This is a genomic window from Pseudomonas sp. TNT2022 ID1044 (genome assembly GCF_028656895.1).
GTDB classification, from domain to species: Bacteria; Pseudomonadota; Gammaproteobacteria; order Pseudomonadales; family Pseudomonadaceae; genus Aquipseudomonas; species Aquipseudomonas reinekei.
Genome location: NZ_JAMDHB010000002.1, coordinates 67,793 through 85,224, shown reverse-complemented (window position 1 = coordinate 85,224; position 17,432 = coordinate 67,793). Strand labels below are relative to the sequence as shown.

Below are 17,432 nucleotides of genomic sequence, written 5' to 3'. Positions count from 1 at the left end.
CGAGGTCAAACGCTCAGTGCAGGACGCTCGCAGCACTGCTGACCAGTCGTCCGCCATCGCCACCCAGACCAGCGCCGGCATGGAGCAGCAATACCGTCAGGTGGATCAAGTCGCCACCGCATCCCACGAAATGAGCGCCACGGCCCAGGACGTCGCCCGCAGCGCGGCCCAGGCAGCGCAAGCCGCCCGGGATGCTGATCAGGCGACCCGCCAGGGCCTGAACGTGATCGACCGCACCACCGCCAGCATCGACAACCTCGCCGCCGACATGAGCGCGGCGATGGTGCAGGTCGAAGGTCTGGCGGCCAATAGCGAAAAGATCGGTTCGGTGCTCGAAGTGATCCGCGCCATCGCCGAACAGACCAACCTGCTCGCGCTCAACGCCGCCATCGAAGCGGCCCGTGCCGGTGAGGCCGGGCGCGGGTTTGCCGTGGTGGCCGATGAAGTGCGTAACCTGGCGCGGCGCACCCAGGAATCCGTCGAGGAAACCCGGCTGGTGATCGAGCAATTGCAAAGCGGCACCCAGGATGTGGTGGGGTCGATGGGCAACAGCCATCGCCAGGCCCAAGGCAGTGTCGAGCAGGTCGGCCAGGCCGTGACGGCTCTGCGGCAGATCGGCGAGGCGGTGACCGTGATCAGCGACATGAACCTGCAAATCGCCAGTGCCGCCGAAGAGCAAAGCGCGGTGGCCGAGGAAATCAACAACAACGTCGCGACCATCCGCGATGTGACCGAGTCGCTGTCGGGGCAGGCCAACGAATCGGCGCGGGTGAGCCAGTCACTCAATTGCCTGGCGAATCATCAGCAGGGTTTGATGGATCAGTTCCGCGTTTAAGCCCCAGTAATCCCCTGTGGGAGCCAGCCTGCCTGCTGGCGATGGCGGTGACACATTCAGTATCAAATGTGTCTGATACACCGCTATCGCGAGCAGGCTCGCTCCTGCAGTTCTGTAATGTCCATCGCTGCCGTGCTCAATGATGGCGAGTGGATATCTGCCGGAAGCCGATTATGCTTCAGGAAACCTTGCAGCGATGCGAGGCCGTCAGTCTGTGTCCAAAGGCCCGGGTACGGCAATAAATGAGAGGTGCTCCGGCCTACAACAAGAACAACGGAGAAAACTCATGGCGGCAATCGACAATACAACCACGGGCAGCGCGCCCAACCGCGGGATCACCCGGGAGGAACGCAAGGTCATCTTCGCCTCGTCCCTGGGCACCGTCTTCGAGTGGTACGACTTTTACCTTTATGGCTCCCTCGCCGCGATCATCGCCAAGCACTTCTTCGCCGGTGTCAACGAGACCACATCCTTCATCTTCGCCCTGCTCGCATTCGCTGCGGGTTTTGCCGTGCGGCCATTCGGCGCGATTGTGTTCGGCCGATTGGGCGACATGATCGGGCGCAAACACACCTTCCTCATCACCATCGTGATCATGGGTGTTTCCACGGCGATTGTGGGCTTCCTGCCGGGCTACGCGACCATCGGCGTGGCGGCACCGATCATCCTGATCACCTTGCGCCTGCTGCAAGGCCTGGCCCTGGGTGGCGAATACGGCGGTGCCGCAACCTACGTGGCCGAACATGCGCCGAAAGGCAAACGCGGCTTTTTCACCTCGTGGATCCAGACCACCGCCACCCTCGGCCTGTTTCTGTCACTGCTGGTGATCCTTGCCTGCCGCACCATCCTGGGCAATGAAGCCTTCGAGGCCTGGGGCTGGCGGATTCCGTTCCTGCTGTCGATCCTGTTGCTGGCCGTTTCGGTGTACATCCGCCTGCAACTGAGCGAGTCGCCGGTGTTCATGAAAATGAAGGCCGAGGGCAAAGCGTCCAAAGCGCCGCTGACTGAATCCTTCGCCCGTTGGGACAACCTGAAAATCGTCATCATGGCCCTGCTCGGCGGCACGGCCGGCCAGGCCGTGGTCTGGTACACCGGGCAGTTCTATGCGCTGTTCTTCCTCCTGCAAACGCTGAAGATCGACGCGCAGACCGCCAACTTGCTGATCGCCGGTTCACTGCTGATCGGCACACCGTTCTTCGTGATCTTCGGCAGCCTGTCCGATCGCATCGGCCGCAAAGGGATCATCATGGCCGGCTGCATCCTCGCGGCGCTCACGTACTTCCCGATCTTCAATGCGCTGACCCAATACGGTAACCCCGATGTCTTCGTCGCACAGGAGAAGAACCCGGTCACGGTGGTCGCCGATCCCGACCAGTGTTCGTTCCAGTTCGACCCGGTGGGCAAGGCCAAATTCACCAGTTCCTGCGACCTGGCCAAGACCATACTGGCCAAGCGGGCGATCCCCTATAAGAACGAGAAGGCCGAGCCTGGGGCCGTGGCGCAGGTGCGCATCGGCGACAAGGTGATCGAGAGCTTCGAGGGCACCGGTATGCCGGCCGCCGACTTCAAGACCCGCAACGATGCCTTCACCGCCACACTCGCGACCGCTCTCAAGGAGGCCGGTTACCCCGAGAAGGCGGACCCGGCCAAGACCAACTATCCAATGGTGCTGTTGCTCCTGACCATCCTGGTGATCTATGTGACCATGGTCTACGGCCCGATCGCTGCGTGGCTGGTGGAGCTGTTCCCGGCGCGTATCCGCTACACCTCGATGTCCCTGCCCTATCACATCGGCAACGGCTGGTTCGGTGGCTTCCTGCCGACGGTGGCATTCGCCATGGTGGCGGCCACCGGGGATATCTATTACGGGCTGTGGTATCCGATCGTGATTGCGGTGATGACGGCAGTTCTGGGGATTTGCTTCATGCCGGAAACCAAGGATCGGGATATTCACCACACCTGAGTCGGACGTAACAGACACCCTGTGGGAGCAGGCTTGCCCGCTCCCACAGGGTCCGGGTCTTGTCCAACATCAGATGCGCTTGGGCAGTTCAATCCGCACTTTCAACCCGTCCCACTCGCTCTCCTGCAAGTGCAAAGCTCCGCCCCAGGTGTCGACGATGTCGCGCACGATGCCCAATCCCAAACCATGCCCGTCAGTCTGTTCATCCAGCCGTGTGCCGCGACTGAACACCTGATCGCGCTGGCCTTCGGGAATGCCCGGCCCGTCGTCTTCCACGCTCAACTCAAAGCCGTTCGCGGTCTCGACCACACTCAGCCGGACTTCGGCGTCCGCCCATTTACAGGCGTTGTCCAACAGATTGCCGAGCAATTCCAGCAGATCCTCGCGATCCCACGGCAGTTGTAGCCCGGCCGGTGCGCGGTAGCTCAGGTCCAGGTGTTCACCGTGAATCATGTTCAGTGTCGCCAATAACCCCGGCAGTTCGGCGTCGCAGTCAAACAGCGCACCCGGCAGTGCATCGCCGGACAAGCGAGCGCGATTGAGTTCGCGATTAAGCCGCTGCTGCACCTGCTCCAGCTGTTCCTTGAGCACCTTGCGCAGTTGCGGGTGCGCGTCCAGTTGCTCGCTCGAGGCCAGGCTCAACAGCACCGCCAGCGGAGTTTTCAACGCGTGGCCGAGATTGCCCAGCGCATTGCGCGAGCGCTTGAGACTGTCTTCCGTATGCGCCAGCAGGTGGTTGATCTGCGCCACCAGCGGCTCCAGCTCCACCGGCACCTGCTCATCAAGTTGCGAGCGCTGTCCCTGTTGCAGTTGTGCGATCTGCTCGCGGGCCTTTTCCAGGGGGCGCAAGGCGCGGCGCACGGTGACGCGTTGCAACAGCAGAATCAGCAGCAACCCCGCCAGGCCCAATCCCAGCCCCACCTGCCGCATCCGCTGGAAGCTCTCGCGCACCGGCGTGTAATCCTGCGCCACGCTGATGGAAATCGACTGGCCGAGGCGTCGATAGTCCGAGCGCAACACCAGCAACTGCTGCCCCTCCGGCCCCAATTGCAGGTTGCTGTGCAGGCCAGGATGCTCGAGTCGCGGCAGCTCCTGGTCCCACAACGAACGGGAACGCCAATGGCTGTTGGCAAAATCGATACGGAAGTAGTGGCCGGAAAACGGCCGTTGATAGGCCGGTGACAAGCGTCGCTCATCCAGCTGCAATCCTTGCGGGCCGCGCGCCAGTGCCACCAGCAGGTTCTCGCTGTCGTTGCGCAACCCGGCCTCGAGGTAGCGCTGCAAGCCCATTTCGAACAGCCACAAACTGGTTTGCGCCAGTATCAGGCCAACAATCACCATCACGCTGATCAGGCCCAGGCTCAAGCGCCGCTGGATCGACCTCAACGCGCTTGCCCGCCAAAGAGGTAACCCTGGCCGCGACGGGTTTCGATCACGCTTTTGCCGAGCTTGCGCCGCAGGTGATTGACGTGGACTTCCAGCACGTTGGAATCGCGCTCGGTTTCACCGTCGTAGAGGTGTTCGGCGAGGTGGCTTTTGGAAAGAATTTGTTCGGGGTGCAGCATGAAATATCGCAGCAAGCGGAATTCGGCGGCGGTGAGCTGAATGTCCGCGCCATCGCGGATCACGCATTGACGCCCCTCATCCAGATGCAGCCCTGCGGCCTTGAGCGTCGGTTGATTGGCCTGGCCATGGGAGCGGCGCAACAAGGCCTGGATGCGTAAATGCAGTTCTTCGGGATGGAACGGTTTGGTCAGGTAATCGTCGGCACCGGCCTTCAGGCCCTCGATGCGTTCGGCCCAGGAACCACGCGCGGTGAGAATCAGCACCGGCGTCGCCAGACCGCCGGCGCGCCATTGTGCCAGCACGTCGAGGCCCGGCACCCCCGGCAAACCGAGGTCGAGAATGATCAGGTCATAGGGCTCGGTACTGCCCTGATGCACGGCGTCGCGACCGTCGGCCAGCCAGTCCACGGCGTACCCTTGGCGATTCAGGCCGGCCAACAGTTCGTCGGCCATAGGCACGTGATCTTCCACCAGAAGCAAACGCATCGATCAATCTTCCTTGTCTTTCAATAAACGGCCGGTGGCGGCATCGAGGTCAAGCTCGCGGACGACGCCTTCGGTGGTCAGCAACTCGACTTCATAAATATAGATGTCGTGCTTCTCTTCGAGCTCGGCTTCCAGCAGTTTCGCCCCGGGATAGCGGTCCAGCGCCTGCTGCAAAAGTTGCTCGAGCGGCAGGATCACGCCCTGTTGGCGCAGGTGAAGGGCCTCGTCCTGGTCGAGGTCGCGAGCCATGACCACTGAGCAAAAAGCCAGCAGCGCCAGCGCCCATCGGCTGCCGATGCGCCACCGTGTAAAAGAAAACAGCGTCATTACGAATCCTGATGATCCTTGAGTACTTGCCCACTGACAGCGTCTAATTCCAGATCCCAATCGATGCCCTGCGGGTCGCGCAGTTCAATCTGGTAGATGTACTTGCCGTACTCTTCTTCCAGCTCGGTTTCGGTAACGGTGGAACCCGGATGTCTGGCCAATGCGGTGGCGTTTAGCTTCTCGAACGACACAATGGTACCAGCGTCGCGCAGCCTCAAGGCTTCATCCGGCCCCAGATCGCGCGCGTGGGCGATACTGGCGGTGAGCGTGAGGATGGACGCGGTGAACAGGGCAGTCAGGGTTTTCATGGGTGTCTCCGTATTCTTTTATGTGTTGCCTACAGGGCCACCATAGCGACAAGAACTTAATTGAAACTGAATTGCCATCATTGCCCGTGTCGGGGCCGTATGGAACCACAAGATTGCAAGTGACTTATAATCTTCCGCTTGCCAACATTCGAGACCGGTATGACCGCCATCCACATCAAGTTCCCTTCCCTGACGATCAAGGCCGGGCCGCGTGCCTTGGCGCGCATTCGTGAAAACGGCTTGAATGCCGCGGATGTCGGCACATTACCGGGCGCTGCCGGTGGCCCGAAGGCGTTGGGGATTCAGGGGCTGGACCTGGCGTTGTTCGGCGACTGGTTGCCATCGGCGCCACGTGAGCGCTCGCTGATCGGGGCGTCGGTGGGTTCCTGGCGCTTCGCCAGTGCCTGCCTGCCGGACGCGGCCGAAGGCATTCGCCGCCTCGGTCACCTCTACACCGAGCAGAACTTCGCCAAGGGCGTCACCATGGCGCAGATCAGCCAGAGCTCGCGGCGCATGCTCGATGATTTGCTCGACGGTCGCGATGCCGCCCTGCTCGACAATCCCCATTACCGCCTGAACATCATGGTGGTCAAAAGCCACGGCCTGCTCGCGGACGATCACCGCGGTCGCCTGGGCTTGGGCCTGTCATCGGTGATCGCCGATAACCTGCGTGGCCGTGCCCGGCTGTCGCGGCACTTCGAGCGCCTGATCATCCACGACCCGCGCCTGGCGCCACCGCTCGATGCGCTGCACGACTTCCCGTCGCGTTTCGTCGCCCTGGATGCCGGCAATCTGCGCCAGGCCCTGCTCGCGTCCGGGTCGATCCCGATGGTGATGGAAGGCGTTCGTGATCTGCCGGGTGCCGGCGCTGGCACATTTCGCGACGGCGGCCTCCTCGACTATCACCTCGACCTGCCCTACAGCGGTGATGACATCGTGCTCTATCCGCATTTCACCGACCGGGTAATTCCCGGCTGGTTCGACAAGACTCTGCCCTGGCGGCGCGCCTGCCCGGCACGCCTGCAGAATGTGTTGTTGCTGGCACCGTCCAGGGAATACCTGGCGCGCCTGCCCTACGGCAAACTGCCGGACCGCAACGACTTCAAGCGCTTCATGGGTGACGCCCCGGGCCGGCAGAAATACTGGCGTGCGGCGATGGATGAAAGCCGTCGGCTGGGCGATGAGTTTCTCGAACTGGCCGCCAACGGTCGCCTTGGCGAGCGCTTGCTGACCCTTTAGTCAAAACAAGCTGGTAAACTCGCCGCCTGCCCGAATCGCTACGGCGAACGTCACCTGAACAGAGCTGAAAACACTGTGGAAATTTTCAAAGAGTTTACCTTCGAATCCGCCCACCGCTTGCCCCACGTCCCGGACGGCCACAAGTGCGGGCGCCTGCACGGTCACTCGTTCAAAGTGGCGATTCACCTGAGCGGCGACCTCGATCCGCATACGGGCTGGATCCGCGACTTCTCGGAGATCAAGGCAATCTTCAAGCCGTTGTATGAGCGTCTGGACCACAACTACCTGAACGACATTCCTGGCCTGGAAAACCCGACCAGTGAAGTGTTGGCCAAATTCATCTGGGCTGAACTCAAACCTCTGCTGCCGGAACTCAGCGCGATTCGCATTCACGAGACATGTACCAGCGGTTGCATCTACCGCGGCGAATAAAGCGACTTCCCTGCAAGGGGAAATGCGTTTTGTCCGAGAACCGGAAAACAGCCTTCATTGGCTGTTTTTTTATGCCTATGCTTTTTGGCTCGCACCCGCCAAGAGGACACGCACATGACTGAATGGCCACTGGCTCAAACCTATCGCTTCAAAGGGCACTCCGTTCGCTACGCCGTGCGTGGCGATGGCCCGCCACTGGTGTTCGTGCATGGCACGCCCTTCTCTTCCTATGTCTGGCACCGGATTGCGCCGCACTTCATCACCACCCACCGGGTGCACTATTTCGATCTGCTGGGCTATGGGCAGTCGGAAAAAATCGATGGCGACGTATCCCTGGGCGTTCAGAACGAATTACTCGCGCAGTTGCTGGAGCACTGGGGCCTGGTCAGCCCCGACGTCGTCGCCCATGACTTTGGCGGCGCTACCGCCTTGCGTACACATCTGCTCAACGGGAAGGATTACCGCAGCCTGACGCTGATCGACCCGGTGGCGCTGACGCCCTGGGGCTCACCCTTCGTGCAGCATGTGCGTCAGCATGAGGCGGCGTTCAGCGGCCTGCCCGACTACATCCAGCGGGCCATCGTGCCGACCTATATTCGCGGGGCAATCAAGCGCGACATCGCCGACAACGAACTCGCACCCTACGTGCAACCCTGGCTCGGTGATCCCGGCCAAGCGGCGTTCTACCGGCAGATTGCGCAGATGGACGAGCGCTACACCCGCGAGGCTGAGAACCTGTACCCGAACATTCGCTGCCCGGTGCAGATTCTGTGGGGTGAGGACGATCAGTGGATTCCCATCGAACGCGGGCGCGCCTTGCAGCAACTGATACCCGGCGCGCAATTCCATCCGGTCCCCAACGCCGGGCACCTGGTGCAGGAAGATGCCCCCGAGGCCATCATCGCAGCGCTATTGAGATTCTTGCCCCTGCAAAAATCCGCCTGACCAAAGCCAATCCCCTGTGGGAGCGAGCAGGCTCGCAGCCACATTTGATCTGCGTTGATCAACCGGGCTAACGTAAGGGTATTGAACCTCTAAAAGGACGCTCCTGATGCACATCATCAACGCCCGGTTGCGCAACCAGGAAGGCCTGCATGAGTTGCACCTGGAAAACGGCCTGATCAGCAACATCACCCGCCAGATCGAGGCGCCAACCCTGGGCCCGAACGATCTGGATGCCGGCGGCCATCTGGTGGTGCCGCCCTTTGTCGAGCCGCACATTCACCTCGATGCGACCCTGACCGCCGGCGAACCGCGCTGGAACATGAGCGGCACGCTGTTCGAGGGCATCGAATGCTGGGGCGAGCGCAAGGCGACCATCACCCTGGAAGACACCAAGACCCGGGCGAAAAAAACCATCCAGGACCTGGCGGCCCACGGCATCCAGCACGTACGCACCCATGTCGACGTCACCGATCCGCAGCTGACCGCCCTCAAAGCGATGCTCGAAGTGCGCGAGGAAAGCCGGCACCTGGTGGACATGCAAATCGTCGCGTTCCCCCAGGAAGGCATCGAGTCCTATCGCAATGGTCGGGACTTGATGGAGGAAGCAATCCACATGGGCGCCGACGTGATCGGCGGCATCCCGCATTTCGAATACACCCGCGACCAGGGCGTCAGTTCGGTGAAATTCCTGATGGACCTGGCCGAACGCACCGGGTGCCTGGTGGATGTGCATTGCGATGAAACCGACGACCCGCACTCACGCTTTCTCGAAGTGCTCGCCGAAGAAGCCCGCAGCCGCGACATGGGCTCGCGGGTCACCGCCAGCCACACCACGGCCATGGGCTCCTACGACAATGCCTACTGCGCCAAACTGTTTCGTCTGCTCGGGCATTCGGGCATCAGTTTCGTTTCATGCCCCACCGAGAGCATCCACCTGCAGGGCCGCTTCGATAATTTCCCGAAACGCCGGGGCGTGACCCGGGTCAACGAGCTGCTCGAAGCCGGCATGAACGTGTGTTTCGGCCAGGACTCGATCGTCGACCCGTGGTATCCACTGGGTAACGGCAACATTTTACGAGTACTCGAAGCGGGGCTGCACATTTGCCACATGCTCGGTTATCGCAATCTGCAAAGTGCGCTGGATCTGGTGACCGACAACAGCGCCAAGGCCCTCGCCCTGGGTGACCGCTACGGACTGGAACCGGGCCGCCCGGCGAACCTGCTGATTCTTTCCGCCGAAAATGACTACGAGGTAATCCGCAGCCAGGGGTTGCCGCTGTATTCGGTACGTGGGGGCAAGGTGTTGATGAAGCGGACGATGCCGGTGGTGGAATTCTCCGGGCTGGATTGATCTTCGGCTTTAAATCCATTTGCAACTGGGTCATCGCTCGTCGATTCGTCATCGGTTATGTACCGTGGCGTCAAACTGGCGATAACCAAATGTAAAAATCACACGAAAAAGAATCTAAGGACTAGCATCGCAGAAAACACCACTCCACCTACAATCCACGGCGCTATCAACTTCCGCTTAAGGTCTAGCGGTAAATTCAACAACTCATCCTTTTCTACAAGACCGCGTTTTTCGCATAGCCGAGGAATCAAAAACATTGTTGCAATCGATCCACACCTGAGTACCTTCCCAATCAGACCCAAACCAGAGAATGCTTCACGATTATTTACCACGAACTTACTTCTACCTAAGTAACTTTCTATTATTTCCGTGTATCGACTGGAGAACAGAAATATCCACACCAACACCAAAAACAGCAAGAAAATTAAAAATAGTCCAGTAAAAGCCAACACAACTCTCATTATTGAAAATACTCATAAATTACAGAACCGCCCATCCCACCTATATCCCCACCGCCTTCTCCTCCTGCCCAACCGCCTACTTCACTCCCTACAGCCACTCAAGTTTGCGCACCGAATCCGCCAGCCACAATCAACAAAGACAAGTAAAAATCAAACAAAAAAAAGCCAAAGAACAAACATTGCAAAAAACAATACACCTCCTGCAATCCAAGGCGCTAACAGCCTTCGCTTAAGGTAAACAGGCAAATTGGATAACTCGTCTTTTTCTATAAGGCCACGTCTCTCGCAGAGTTCAGGGATCAAAAATATTAATGCTATGGAGCAATTCCTGATAACCATCCCAATTAATCCCGCACTTTCAAATACGGTTCGATTATGCTGCACGATTTTACTATCACTTAGATAACCCTCTATTATCTCCGTGAATCGATAACAAGATAAAAACAGCCAACACATTACTACAAACATGGCAACCATGATTAATGTCGAAATGATCGCAAACGCAATATCACTCACCTTGGCAGTAACTCACAAACGACTTTCGCTTCTCTCACCATGTTTAAATCAATCCCTGCAACACTCCATCAATTTGCCCCTATTAATCATAGAACCTGAAGACCACAAAACAAATCATCAAGCATAAAAAAATCGAATAACGAGCATTGCAAAAAACGACACCCCTCCCATGACATAAGGAATTATCAACATTCGCTTAAGGTTTGGCGGCAATTTCAACAACTCATCCTTTTCTATAAGACCCCGTTTTTCGCATAACCGAGGAATCAGAAACATTGTTGCTACCGATCCATTCCTGAGAACTTTTCCAATCAGACCCAAACCAGAGAATGCCTCACGATTATTCGCTACAAATCGACTTTTACTTAAACACTCCTCAATCAACTCCGTGTACCGATAAGAAAATATCAACATCCAAAAAATAGCTACAAATGCCATAAAGTATATGAACAGTATTATTAACAGAAGCGCTGAATCACTCATTTTAGTGAGTGCTCGTACAACAGCTCGCCACTCAACTCACCAAAAGATTCACCAGATTCGCCTCCAATCAAACCTCCGACCCCACCCCCGATCACGCCACACGCCAGAGCGCCGGGACCGCCGGTAGCGATCCCGAATACGAGGGCACATCCTAGCGCAGCTCCATAACCACCAGCCGCCCCTCCCAAAGCTCCAAAGAAAAGGCCCCCGGACAACTTCCCTCCTTCTACATATTTAGCTTTCCTGCATTGATCCTCACGCCCAGTCGTGCATGCATTATAAATTGAAGCACCTGTCGCAGTGACACTCAGACCGACTCCAAGGTATGTACCCTTTTTCATGAGACTCGAAGCTTTCGCCACGCCATTAATGGTTTCAGCGTAGCCGGCTATGGTTCCTGTATGCAGGTAGCTTTTGGTGGAGATGCCCAGCATGTCCTTGATCGAGCCTTGGTTACGTAAACCGGACCCAAATCGGGCAAAGCTTTTTAATTGACCATCAAGCTTCTCAAATAGCGCCTTACGCTTTGCATAAAAAGCATCTCGACTGCCAGCGCCACCATTTCTGGGAATTTCACCATGAGCGGTTTCAATATTTTCGAGGGTTTTCTTGATGCCATCCAGGTGCTTGCTCCAGGCGCCCCCCACCGCGCCAATCCCTATGGATGAATAACCGAGAATCCTTGTCAAAAGCTCGTGATTTTCAACTAAAAAACCATCACTCTGCATTCCATTCGTCATAATCGCCAAATGGACTTCCAACGCTTTGCGCATATAAAACGCTTCTTCGGCGGTGCAGATCGATACTGAATCATCGCCAACAATGATTATTTCACCGGGCAATACAACCGTATTGATAACATGCGAATTCAGCACATCAAACTTGACACTGGATTTCTTCCCAAGATTCAAATTCGACTTTAAATATGAATATGGCTGCACATGCTCATTGATAAAAATGTAGGCCTTTGACATCAACTAAACCTCACGAGCATTTTTTATTTGCAATACGATCCCACCCACCGGCCACGTTTCCGCCGCCTGCGCCGTCCGTACGTTTTTGCTGGGTGTAGATCGTTTTTATGCGCCCGTAATCAAGACTGATCGTTTCAGTAGGGACTCCATCATTTGCAACTTGCGAATAACTGGAGATGATTACCTCTTCCAGCTGAATCTCGAAGTACTTGAGTTTTTCGCCTCCTGCGCGGTGCAACCTCAATACAACATCTTTCAGATGTTCACCTGCGCAACTGGCTTCCAGGAGTTTGCTACTGGATTTATCCAGGGTTTTGGTAAACGTAAAATCGGAAACGGTGGTACGCCCGGAAGAAGCGCCCCCTGCAGAACTGGCCGTAGCCGACGTTCCCTGTTGGGTGCCGAAGCGGTAGCCGGTAATTTCGATCCAATCCCTGTGTTGCTCATCAAGCGCTTCACCCGGGATACCATTGATTTTCAAAAAAGCATCAAATGCCATGCCACCGTTCCTTGGCAGTGGAGTTGGGAGTCAACTCCGTCATGAGCAAATCTACAACTTTCTCTATAAAGAATGATTTGACTTACACGTCCTGAATACAGTGAAAAAGACCTTTCCTATGTCGCTCTGCCAGATTTCTGTAGGACATGTCCACAGATGCCGGGTTTACTTGGGGTGGCGATCCGATAACGGCGACATCAGACCAACCGAGCCGTACCAAACAGGCTGACCCGACTCAATTCCCCCCGCTCTTGCTCCAGCAAGATTGGCGCCGTACCACCGGGCATGGTCACCCTCACCTCCCCGGCAGTCACCCAACCCACCCGCCAGGCCGCACACGCCACCGCGGTGGCGCTGGTGCCCGACGATGCTGTCGGCCCTTCGCCGCGCTCGAATACCCGCGCGGTCACACGCTGCCCGCCCTCATGCATCGCCCATTGCAGATTGATCCCCGCCGGGCATGGTTGTCCTGCACCGGTTGGCATGGCATAGGCGATGCGTGTCAGCCCTTCGTCCAACACCGGCTCGCGCATTTGTTCATTGCTCGGTAACGCATCCGCGCGGTCCACCAGCGTCACGCAATGCGGATTACCCACCCGCACAAATTGACTGCGCGTCCACGCGCCGTTCAACACTGCCAACGGATGCACATGGCTCAGCTCACGACCATTGAACGTCACGCTTTCAACGCCCTGCGCACTCACCGCCTGCGGGCCGAAAGCCGGTTGCCCCAAATCGAGCCAGAAGCCTTGCACCCCGTCGACCTGCGCCGCCTTCACCAACGTTTCCCCCGGTGAAACCAAATCGGTCTTGTCATGATGAACCCTGAGCACGCATGCCTGGTCCAGGGGCAATAGCCCTTGGTCACTCAGCGCTTGGGAGAAGATCGTCAGGCCGTTGCCACTGCGTTCGGCAAGCGTGCCATCGGTGTTGACGATCAACACGTCGAAGGGTGGCAAGGACTGGAACGGACCAACCAGCAAACCATCACTGCGATGATCCTTGCTGCCGGGAGGCTGCTCTCCCGGCGCCCAGGAACAGCACGCCTCGATAGCCGCCAATGCCCAGCCCTCGCGGGTTTGCGCAGCCTGGCTGGCTTGATCCGGCAAGTCTATGCCTTGGCTGCGCAGCGCTTGCGGCGCCACAACCATGTAGATATTGCCCCGGGCATCGTACATCCGCGCCATGGCGGTCTCCCTGCTGGAATGATCGGTCGGGCTCACTATCGCGAAACACGCATCGGCTGTGCAAGGATGTCTGCCTGTCGGAACGCAAAACCTGGCGGACGCTGATCGAAACCTCGCCGCACGATCACTGTCCCTTGGAGACGCGACGTTTTTTGCCAAGGATTGATATGACCAACCTCAACACCCAGACCTCATTCGTTCCCGGACGCCTGGAACAAATGTCCACGCGCGTCGCTTTTTTCATCGCCGGGGTCGGCATTGCCGCGTGGGCGCCGTTGGTGCCGTATGCCAAGGCGCGGGCCGGGCTGGATGAAGGCACGCTGGGTCTGTTGCTGCTGTGCCTGGGGGTGGGTTCGATTCTGGCAATGCCGATGGCCGGGATCCTCGCCACGCGCTTCGGTTGCCGCAAAGTGGCGACCGGCGGGACGCTGCTGATCTGCGCGGCGCTTCCGCTGCTGGCCACGGTGTCATCGATTCCGGCCTTGATCGGCACGCTGTTTATGTTCGGCGCGGGGCTCGGCACGGTGGATTCAACGGTCAACCTGCAAGCCGTGATCGTCGAACGCGCCAGCGGCAAGAACATGATGTCGGGGTTTCACGGTCTGTTCAGCCTCGGCGGGATCGTCGGCGCGGGGGGTGTCAGTGGTCTGCTTGGCCTGGGATTGTCGCCGCTGGGCGCAATGCTGGGGGTGATCGTCCTGCTGCTGGTCGCCCTGCTGAAAGCTGCGCCACACATGTTGCCCTACGGCAGCGATAGTTCCGGGCCGGCGTTCGCCGTTCCCCATGGCATCGTGCTGTTCATCGGTGGCATGTGCTTCATCGTGTTCCTCGCCGAGGGCGCTGCGCTGGACTGGAGCGCAGTGTTTCTGGCGCAAGAGCGGGGAATAGATACGGCGTATGCAGGGCTTGGTTACGCAGCATTTGCCTTGACCATGACGGCCGGACGTTTGACCGGTGACAAAATCGTACGGCGGTTGGGCGCCACACGGGTGATGGTGTTCGGTGGACTGACAGCGGCAGCCGGGCTGTGTCTGGCGACCTTCGCCCCAAGCTGGGAAGCGGCACTGGCCGGATATGCGTTGCTCGGTGCCGGTTGCTCGAACATCGTGCCGGTGCTGTACACCGCCGTGGGCAAGCAAACCGTCATGCCGGAAAGCATCGCCGTGCCGGCCATTACTACGTTGGGCTATGCAGGGATTCTTGCGGGGCCTGCGCTGATCGGCTTTGTCGCCCATGCCGCCAGTTTGAGTTTCGCCTTTGGGTTGATGGCGCTATTGCTGGTGGCTGTGGCGATTGGCGGGAAGGCGCTAAAAGTCTGAAGGCATTGCTGGCAAGCCAGCGCCCACAGAGTTCGCGGTGAACACAACTCAGGTGTACGACTACGATCCTGTGGGAGCTGGCTTGCCAGCGATAAAGGCTCCCCGGTCTATCAGAACCCCACACTGGCCTGCACAAAGAACGTACGCGGCGCACCCACGTACATGCCCGAATTGTTGTCGCTGGAGCGGGTGAAATACTGCTTGTCGAAGATGTTTTTCACCCCCGCGCCGACCTTCAGGTTCGACACCTGCGGGCCGAAGTCATAGCCGCCGCGCACGTTCCAGGTGACGTAGCCCGGAATGTCGCCGTACCGACCATCGGCGGTGCCTTCGGTGATGTAGTTGTTGGTGAAACTGCCATCCGCGTTCACAGCCACGCCTGGTGAGCGTTGCTTGGACTGGGCGAACGCATCGATGTTGTAGGTCCAGCGATTGATGTCGTAACGCAGGCCGGCCGTGGCCACCTGGCGCGAGTAGAACGGCAGGTCGCGGCCCTTGAAGCCCGGAATCTCGCCTTCGTACACGGCGCGGGTGTAGGTGAAACCAGCGTTGGCGGTCAGACCATCCAGACGCGGGTCCAATGCGGCCATGTCGTAGTGCACCGACGCTTCAACACCCCGGTGAGTGGTCGCGCCAAGGTTGGTCCATCCCGCATCGTTGCTGATGTACTGCAACTCTTTATCGAAGTCGATGTAGAACAGCGTCACTTCGCCGCCCCACACCTCATCGTTGTAGCGCGTGCCGATTTCGTAGGTCTTGGCTTTTTCCGGCTCCAGGCCGTTGGCGGTGCTGTCACCCGTGCCGCCCTGACCAAGCTGGAAATACTGCAGGCTGCCGAACGAGGTTTCGTAGTTGGCGAACAGTTTCCACGCATCGGAGAGGTGATACATCACGCTCAGCGCCGGCAACGGCTCGTTGCTTTCGATGCTGCGGTTCTTTTCCGGTACCGGCCGGCCGGCGGTGTCGAGTACCGGGCGGTCATGCCAGTCGGTGCTGATGTGTTCAAAGCGAATGCCGGGGGTGACGGTCCAGTTGCCGACGTCGATTTTGTTATCGACGTACACCGAGTTGGCCTCAGTGCCGCCGGTACGGTCCTGGTAGACATGGCCATCGGAACCCGGACGCGCCACCGGTTCGTTGGCGCTGTTCAGCGCCAGACGGCTGGCCTCTTCGTGCATGGCCTCTTTCAGATAGCGATAACCGACACTGACTTCCTGGGTGGTCGGGCCGACGTCAAACACATGGGACACCCGTGGTTCAATGCCGAAGGTGTAGTAGGTACGCGGGAACGAGCCGATGGTTTTCTGATCGCGGGCGGCGATGTTGCTGCCACGAAAACTGTCGGTGTAGTAGGTCAGCACTTCGGCCTGGGTGCGGTCGTCGAGCTGGCGGATCCACTTGAACGACACGTCCTTGCGGCGGCCGCTGAAGTTGTCGTTGTTACGGTCAGACTGGAACGGATCGGCGTCGTACTGCGCCTGGGTCAAGCCGCCGGGCATGTCGGCGCTGGCGTCGTAATAGTGAAAATTGAGACTGAAATCGTCCACATCAGTGGGCGCCCAATGGGTCTTGAGGATCACGTCGTCGATGTCGTTGCCGTTGTTGCGCTCACGGTAGCCGTTGCCGTTCACACCCGAATACAACAGCGCCACGCCCATGCCGTTGTCGGCGGTGCCGCCGGCAAACAACGTGTCGATGTGCTTCCAGCCACCGTGCTGGGAGGTTTCCAGGGTGGTGCCGATTTCTGCCGAGGCTTTTTCCGGGATCGCGCGGGTCACGAAGTTGATCACACCGCCAACGTTCTGTGGTCCGTAACGCACGGAACCGGCACCGCGTACCACGTCGATGCTGTCGAGGTTGCCAGAGGAAATCGGTGCCATGGACAGCTGAGGCTGACCGTAAGGCGCGAACGCGGCGGGCACGCCGTCGATCAACACGGTGGAACGTGGCGACAGACGCGACGTCAGGCCGCGAACGCCGACGTTCAGGGAAATATCGCTGCCACCGGTACCGTTGGCCTCCTGCACTTGCACACCCGGTATGCGCTTGAGCACGTCGCCGACGTTCATCGCGCCCTGTTCGATCATCGCTTCGCGGCGGATCACGGTCCGCGCGCCCGGGTGGTTCTGCACCACGGCGGCATCGGCGTCACCGAGCCAGTCGCCGACCACCTTGATGTCGGTCACGCCCAATTCCAGCGGACCGCTGGCCGCCGCTGTCGGTGCCGGCAACAAGGTCACCGAGCCTTCATTGATCTGGTATTGCAGGCCGCTGCCCTGCAACAACTGGCGCAGCGCTTCCTCCGGCGCAATATTGCCGTCCACCGCTGGCGCCTGCTTGCCAGCCACCAGTTCAGGGCTGAAAAAAACCTGCAACGACGTTTGCTGACCCAGCTCACTCAAGGCCTGACCCAATGGCTGCGCCCGGATATGAATGGCGTCGGCCGCAAAAGCCTGGGGCATCGCAACGTTGACCGCCAGCGCGAGTGCCAGCGGCAACCAGGGAAGTTTGTTGTTTTTAGCGGTGGATTTTTTCACGTCGA

Annotated in this window: 15 protein-coding genes; 7 read left to right on the top strand and 8 right to left on the bottom strand. The window is 58.8% G+C overall.

Going from position 1 to position 17,432, the window contains the following annotated elements; genetic code table 11:
• Positions 1-79 precede the first annotated feature (79 nt).
• Positions 80-835 carry a methyl-accepting chemotaxis protein gene (locus M5G20_RS30200; RefSeq protein ID WP_443218287.1) on the top strand — a complete coding sequence of 252 codons (756 nt, stop codon included), beginning with the start codon at positions 80-82 and terminating at the stop codon, positions 833-835.
• 286 nt (positions 836-1,121) lie between these two features.
• The gene (locus M5G20_RS04665) at positions 1,122-2,798 is read left to right on the top strand and encodes an MFS transporter (RefSeq protein WP_273918139.1); all 1,677 of its coding nucleotides are present in this window, start codon (positions 1,122-1,124) and stop codon (positions 2,796-2,798) included.
• 69 nt (positions 2,799-2,867) lie between these two features.
• On the opposite strand, the gene M5G20_RS04660 is transcribed toward M5G20_RS04665, so the two are convergent.
• From M5G20_RS04660 to M5G20_RS04645, 4 genes are read right to left on the bottom strand one after another with little or no spacing between them, the layout of a single operon-like run.
• The gene (locus tag M5G20_RS04660) at positions 2,868-4,184 is read right to left on the bottom strand and encodes a sensor histidine kinase (protein WP_273918138.1); all 1,317 of its coding nucleotides are present in this window, start codon (positions 4,182-4,184) and stop codon (positions 2,868-2,870) included.
• Positions 4,181-4,849 carry a response regulator transcription factor gene (locus M5G20_RS04655; RefSeq protein WP_150735429.1) on the bottom strand — a complete coding sequence of 223 codons (669 nt, stop codon included), beginning with the start codon at positions 4,847-4,849 and terminating at the stop codon, positions 4,181-4,183. Before M5G20_RS04655 ends, M5G20_RS04660 begins: the two co-directional genes overlap by 4 nt.
• Before the next feature lie 3 nt (positions 4,850-4,852).
• Positions 4,853-5,176 (bottom strand): PepSY domain-containing protein, encoded by a 324-nt coding sequence (locus M5G20_RS04650; RefSeq protein WP_273918137.1) that lies wholly within the window; start codon positions 5,174-5,176, stop codon positions 4,853-4,855.
• Entirely contained in the window at positions 5,176-5,484 is a 309-nt protein-coding gene (locus M5G20_RS04645; RefSeq protein ID WP_273918136.1) for a PepSY domain-containing protein, read from the bottom strand. The genes M5G20_RS04650 and M5G20_RS04645 overlap by 1 nt, the downstream gene beginning before the upstream one ends.
• Positions 5,485-5,643: 159 nt before the next feature.
• Here M5G20_RS04645 and M5G20_RS04640 point away from each other — a divergent pair, with 159 nt between their 5' ends.
• The 4 genes from M5G20_RS04640 to codA all read left to right on the top strand — a co-directional run bounded on the left by M5G20_RS04640 (position 5,644) and on the right by codA (position 9,451).
• Entirely contained in the window at positions 5,644-6,723 is a 1,080-nt protein-coding gene (locus M5G20_RS04640) for a patatin-like phospholipase family protein (RefSeq protein WP_273918135.1), read from the top strand.
• A 75-nt stretch (positions 6,724-6,798) separates the two neighbouring features.
• Entirely contained in the window at positions 6,799-7,155 is a 357-nt protein-coding gene (gene queD / locus M5G20_RS04635; protein WP_008056290.1) for a 6-carboxytetrahydropterin synthase QueD, read from the top strand.
• Between the two features lie 114 nt (positions 7,156-7,269).
• On the top strand, positions 7,270-8,100 hold the full coding sequence (locus M5G20_RS04630) for an alpha/beta fold hydrolase (RefSeq protein WP_273918134.1): 831 nt from the start codon (positions 7,270-7,272) through the stop codon (positions 8,098-8,100).
• Positions 8,101-8,206: 106 nt separating this feature from the next.
• Positions 8,207-9,451 carry a cytosine deaminase gene (gene codA / locus M5G20_RS04625; RefSeq protein WP_273918133.1) on the top strand — a complete coding sequence of 415 codons (1,245 nt, stop codon included), beginning with the start codon at positions 8,207-8,209 and terminating at the stop codon, positions 9,449-9,451.
• 1,456 nt (positions 9,452-10,907) lie between these two features.
• Here the strand turns inward: codA and M5G20_RS04620 are convergent.
• The 3 genes from M5G20_RS04620 to M5G20_RS04610 all read right to left on the bottom strand — a co-directional run bounded on the left by M5G20_RS04620 (position 10,908) and on the right by M5G20_RS04610 (position 13,571).
• The gene (locus M5G20_RS04620) at positions 10,908-11,885 is read right to left on the bottom strand and encodes a hypothetical protein (protein WP_273918132.1); all 978 of its coding nucleotides are present in this window, start codon (positions 11,883-11,885) and stop codon (positions 10,908-10,910) included.
• A gap of 10 nt (positions 11,886-11,895) precedes the next feature.
• Positions 11,896-12,384 (bottom strand): Hcp family type VI secretion system effector, encoded by a 489-nt coding sequence (locus M5G20_RS04615; RefSeq protein ID WP_273918131.1) that lies wholly within the window; start codon positions 12,382-12,384, stop codon positions 11,896-11,898.
• A 197-nt stretch (positions 12,385-12,581) separates the two neighbouring features.
• Positions 12,582-13,571: a diaminopimelate epimerase gene (locus tag M5G20_RS04610; RefSeq protein ID WP_273918130.1), complete on the bottom strand. Its 990-nt coding sequence runs from the start codon at positions 13,569-13,571 to the stop codon at positions 12,582-12,584.
• Positions 13,572-13,738: 167 nt separating this feature from the next.
• On the opposite strand from M5G20_RS04610, the gene M5G20_RS04605 reads away from it, so the two are divergent.
• On the top strand, positions 13,739-14,890 hold the full coding sequence (locus tag M5G20_RS04605; protein WP_273918129.1) for an MFS transporter: 1,152 nt from the start codon (positions 13,739-13,741) through the stop codon (positions 14,888-14,890).
• A gap of 110 nt (positions 14,891-15,000) precedes the next feature.
• Here M5G20_RS04605 and M5G20_RS04600 read toward each other — a convergent pair whose 3' ends face one another.
• Entirely contained in the window at positions 15,001-17,427 is a 2,427-nt protein-coding gene (locus M5G20_RS04600; protein ID WP_273918128.1) for a TonB-dependent siderophore receptor, read from the bottom strand.
• Between the last annotated feature and the right edge of the window lie 5 nt (positions 17,428-17,432).

Coding starts and splice junctions, on each gene's coding strand:
- M5G20_RS30200 (WP_443218287.1), top strand. CDS start 80: ATGGAGCAGCAATACCGTCAGGTGGATCAAGTCGCCACCGCATCCCAC.
- M5G20_RS04665 (WP_273918139.1), top strand. CDS start 1,122: ATGGCGGCAATCGACAATACAACCACGGGCAGCGCGCCCAACCGCGGG.
- M5G20_RS04655 (WP_150735429.1), bottom strand. CDS start 4,849: ATGCGTTTGCTTCTGGTGGAAGATCACGTGCCTATGGCCGACGAACTG.
- M5G20_RS04650 (WP_273918137.1), bottom strand. CDS start 5,176: ATGACGCTGTTTTCTTTTACACGGTGGCGCATCGGCAGCCGATGGGCG.
- M5G20_RS04645 (WP_273918136.1), bottom strand. CDS start 5,484: ATGAAAACCCTGACTGCCCTGTTCACCGCGTCCATCCTCACGCTCACC.
- M5G20_RS04640 (WP_273918135.1), top strand. CDS start 5,644: ATGACCGCCATCCACATCAAGTTCCCTTCCCTGACGATCAAGGCCGGG.
- M5G20_RS04630 (WP_273918134.1), top strand. CDS start 7,270: ATGACTGAATGGCCACTGGCTCAAACCTATCGCTTCAAAGGGCACTCC.
- codA (WP_273918133.1), top strand. CDS start 8,207: ATGCACATCATCAACGCCCGGTTGCGCAACCAGGAAGGCCTGCATGAG.
- M5G20_RS04620 (WP_273918132.1), bottom strand. CDS start 11,885: ATGTCAAAGGCCTACATTTTTATCAATGAGCATGTGCAGCCATATTCA.
- M5G20_RS04615 (WP_273918131.1), bottom strand. CDS start 12,384: ATGGCATTTGATGCTTTTTTGAAAATCAATGGTATCCCGGGTGAAGCG.
- M5G20_RS04610 (WP_273918130.1), bottom strand. CDS start 13,571: ATGGCGCGGATGTACGATGCCCGGGGCAATATCTACATGGTTGTGGCG.
- M5G20_RS04605 (WP_273918129.1), top strand. CDS start 13,739: ATGACCAACCTCAACACCCAGACCTCATTCGTTCCCGGACGCCTGGAA.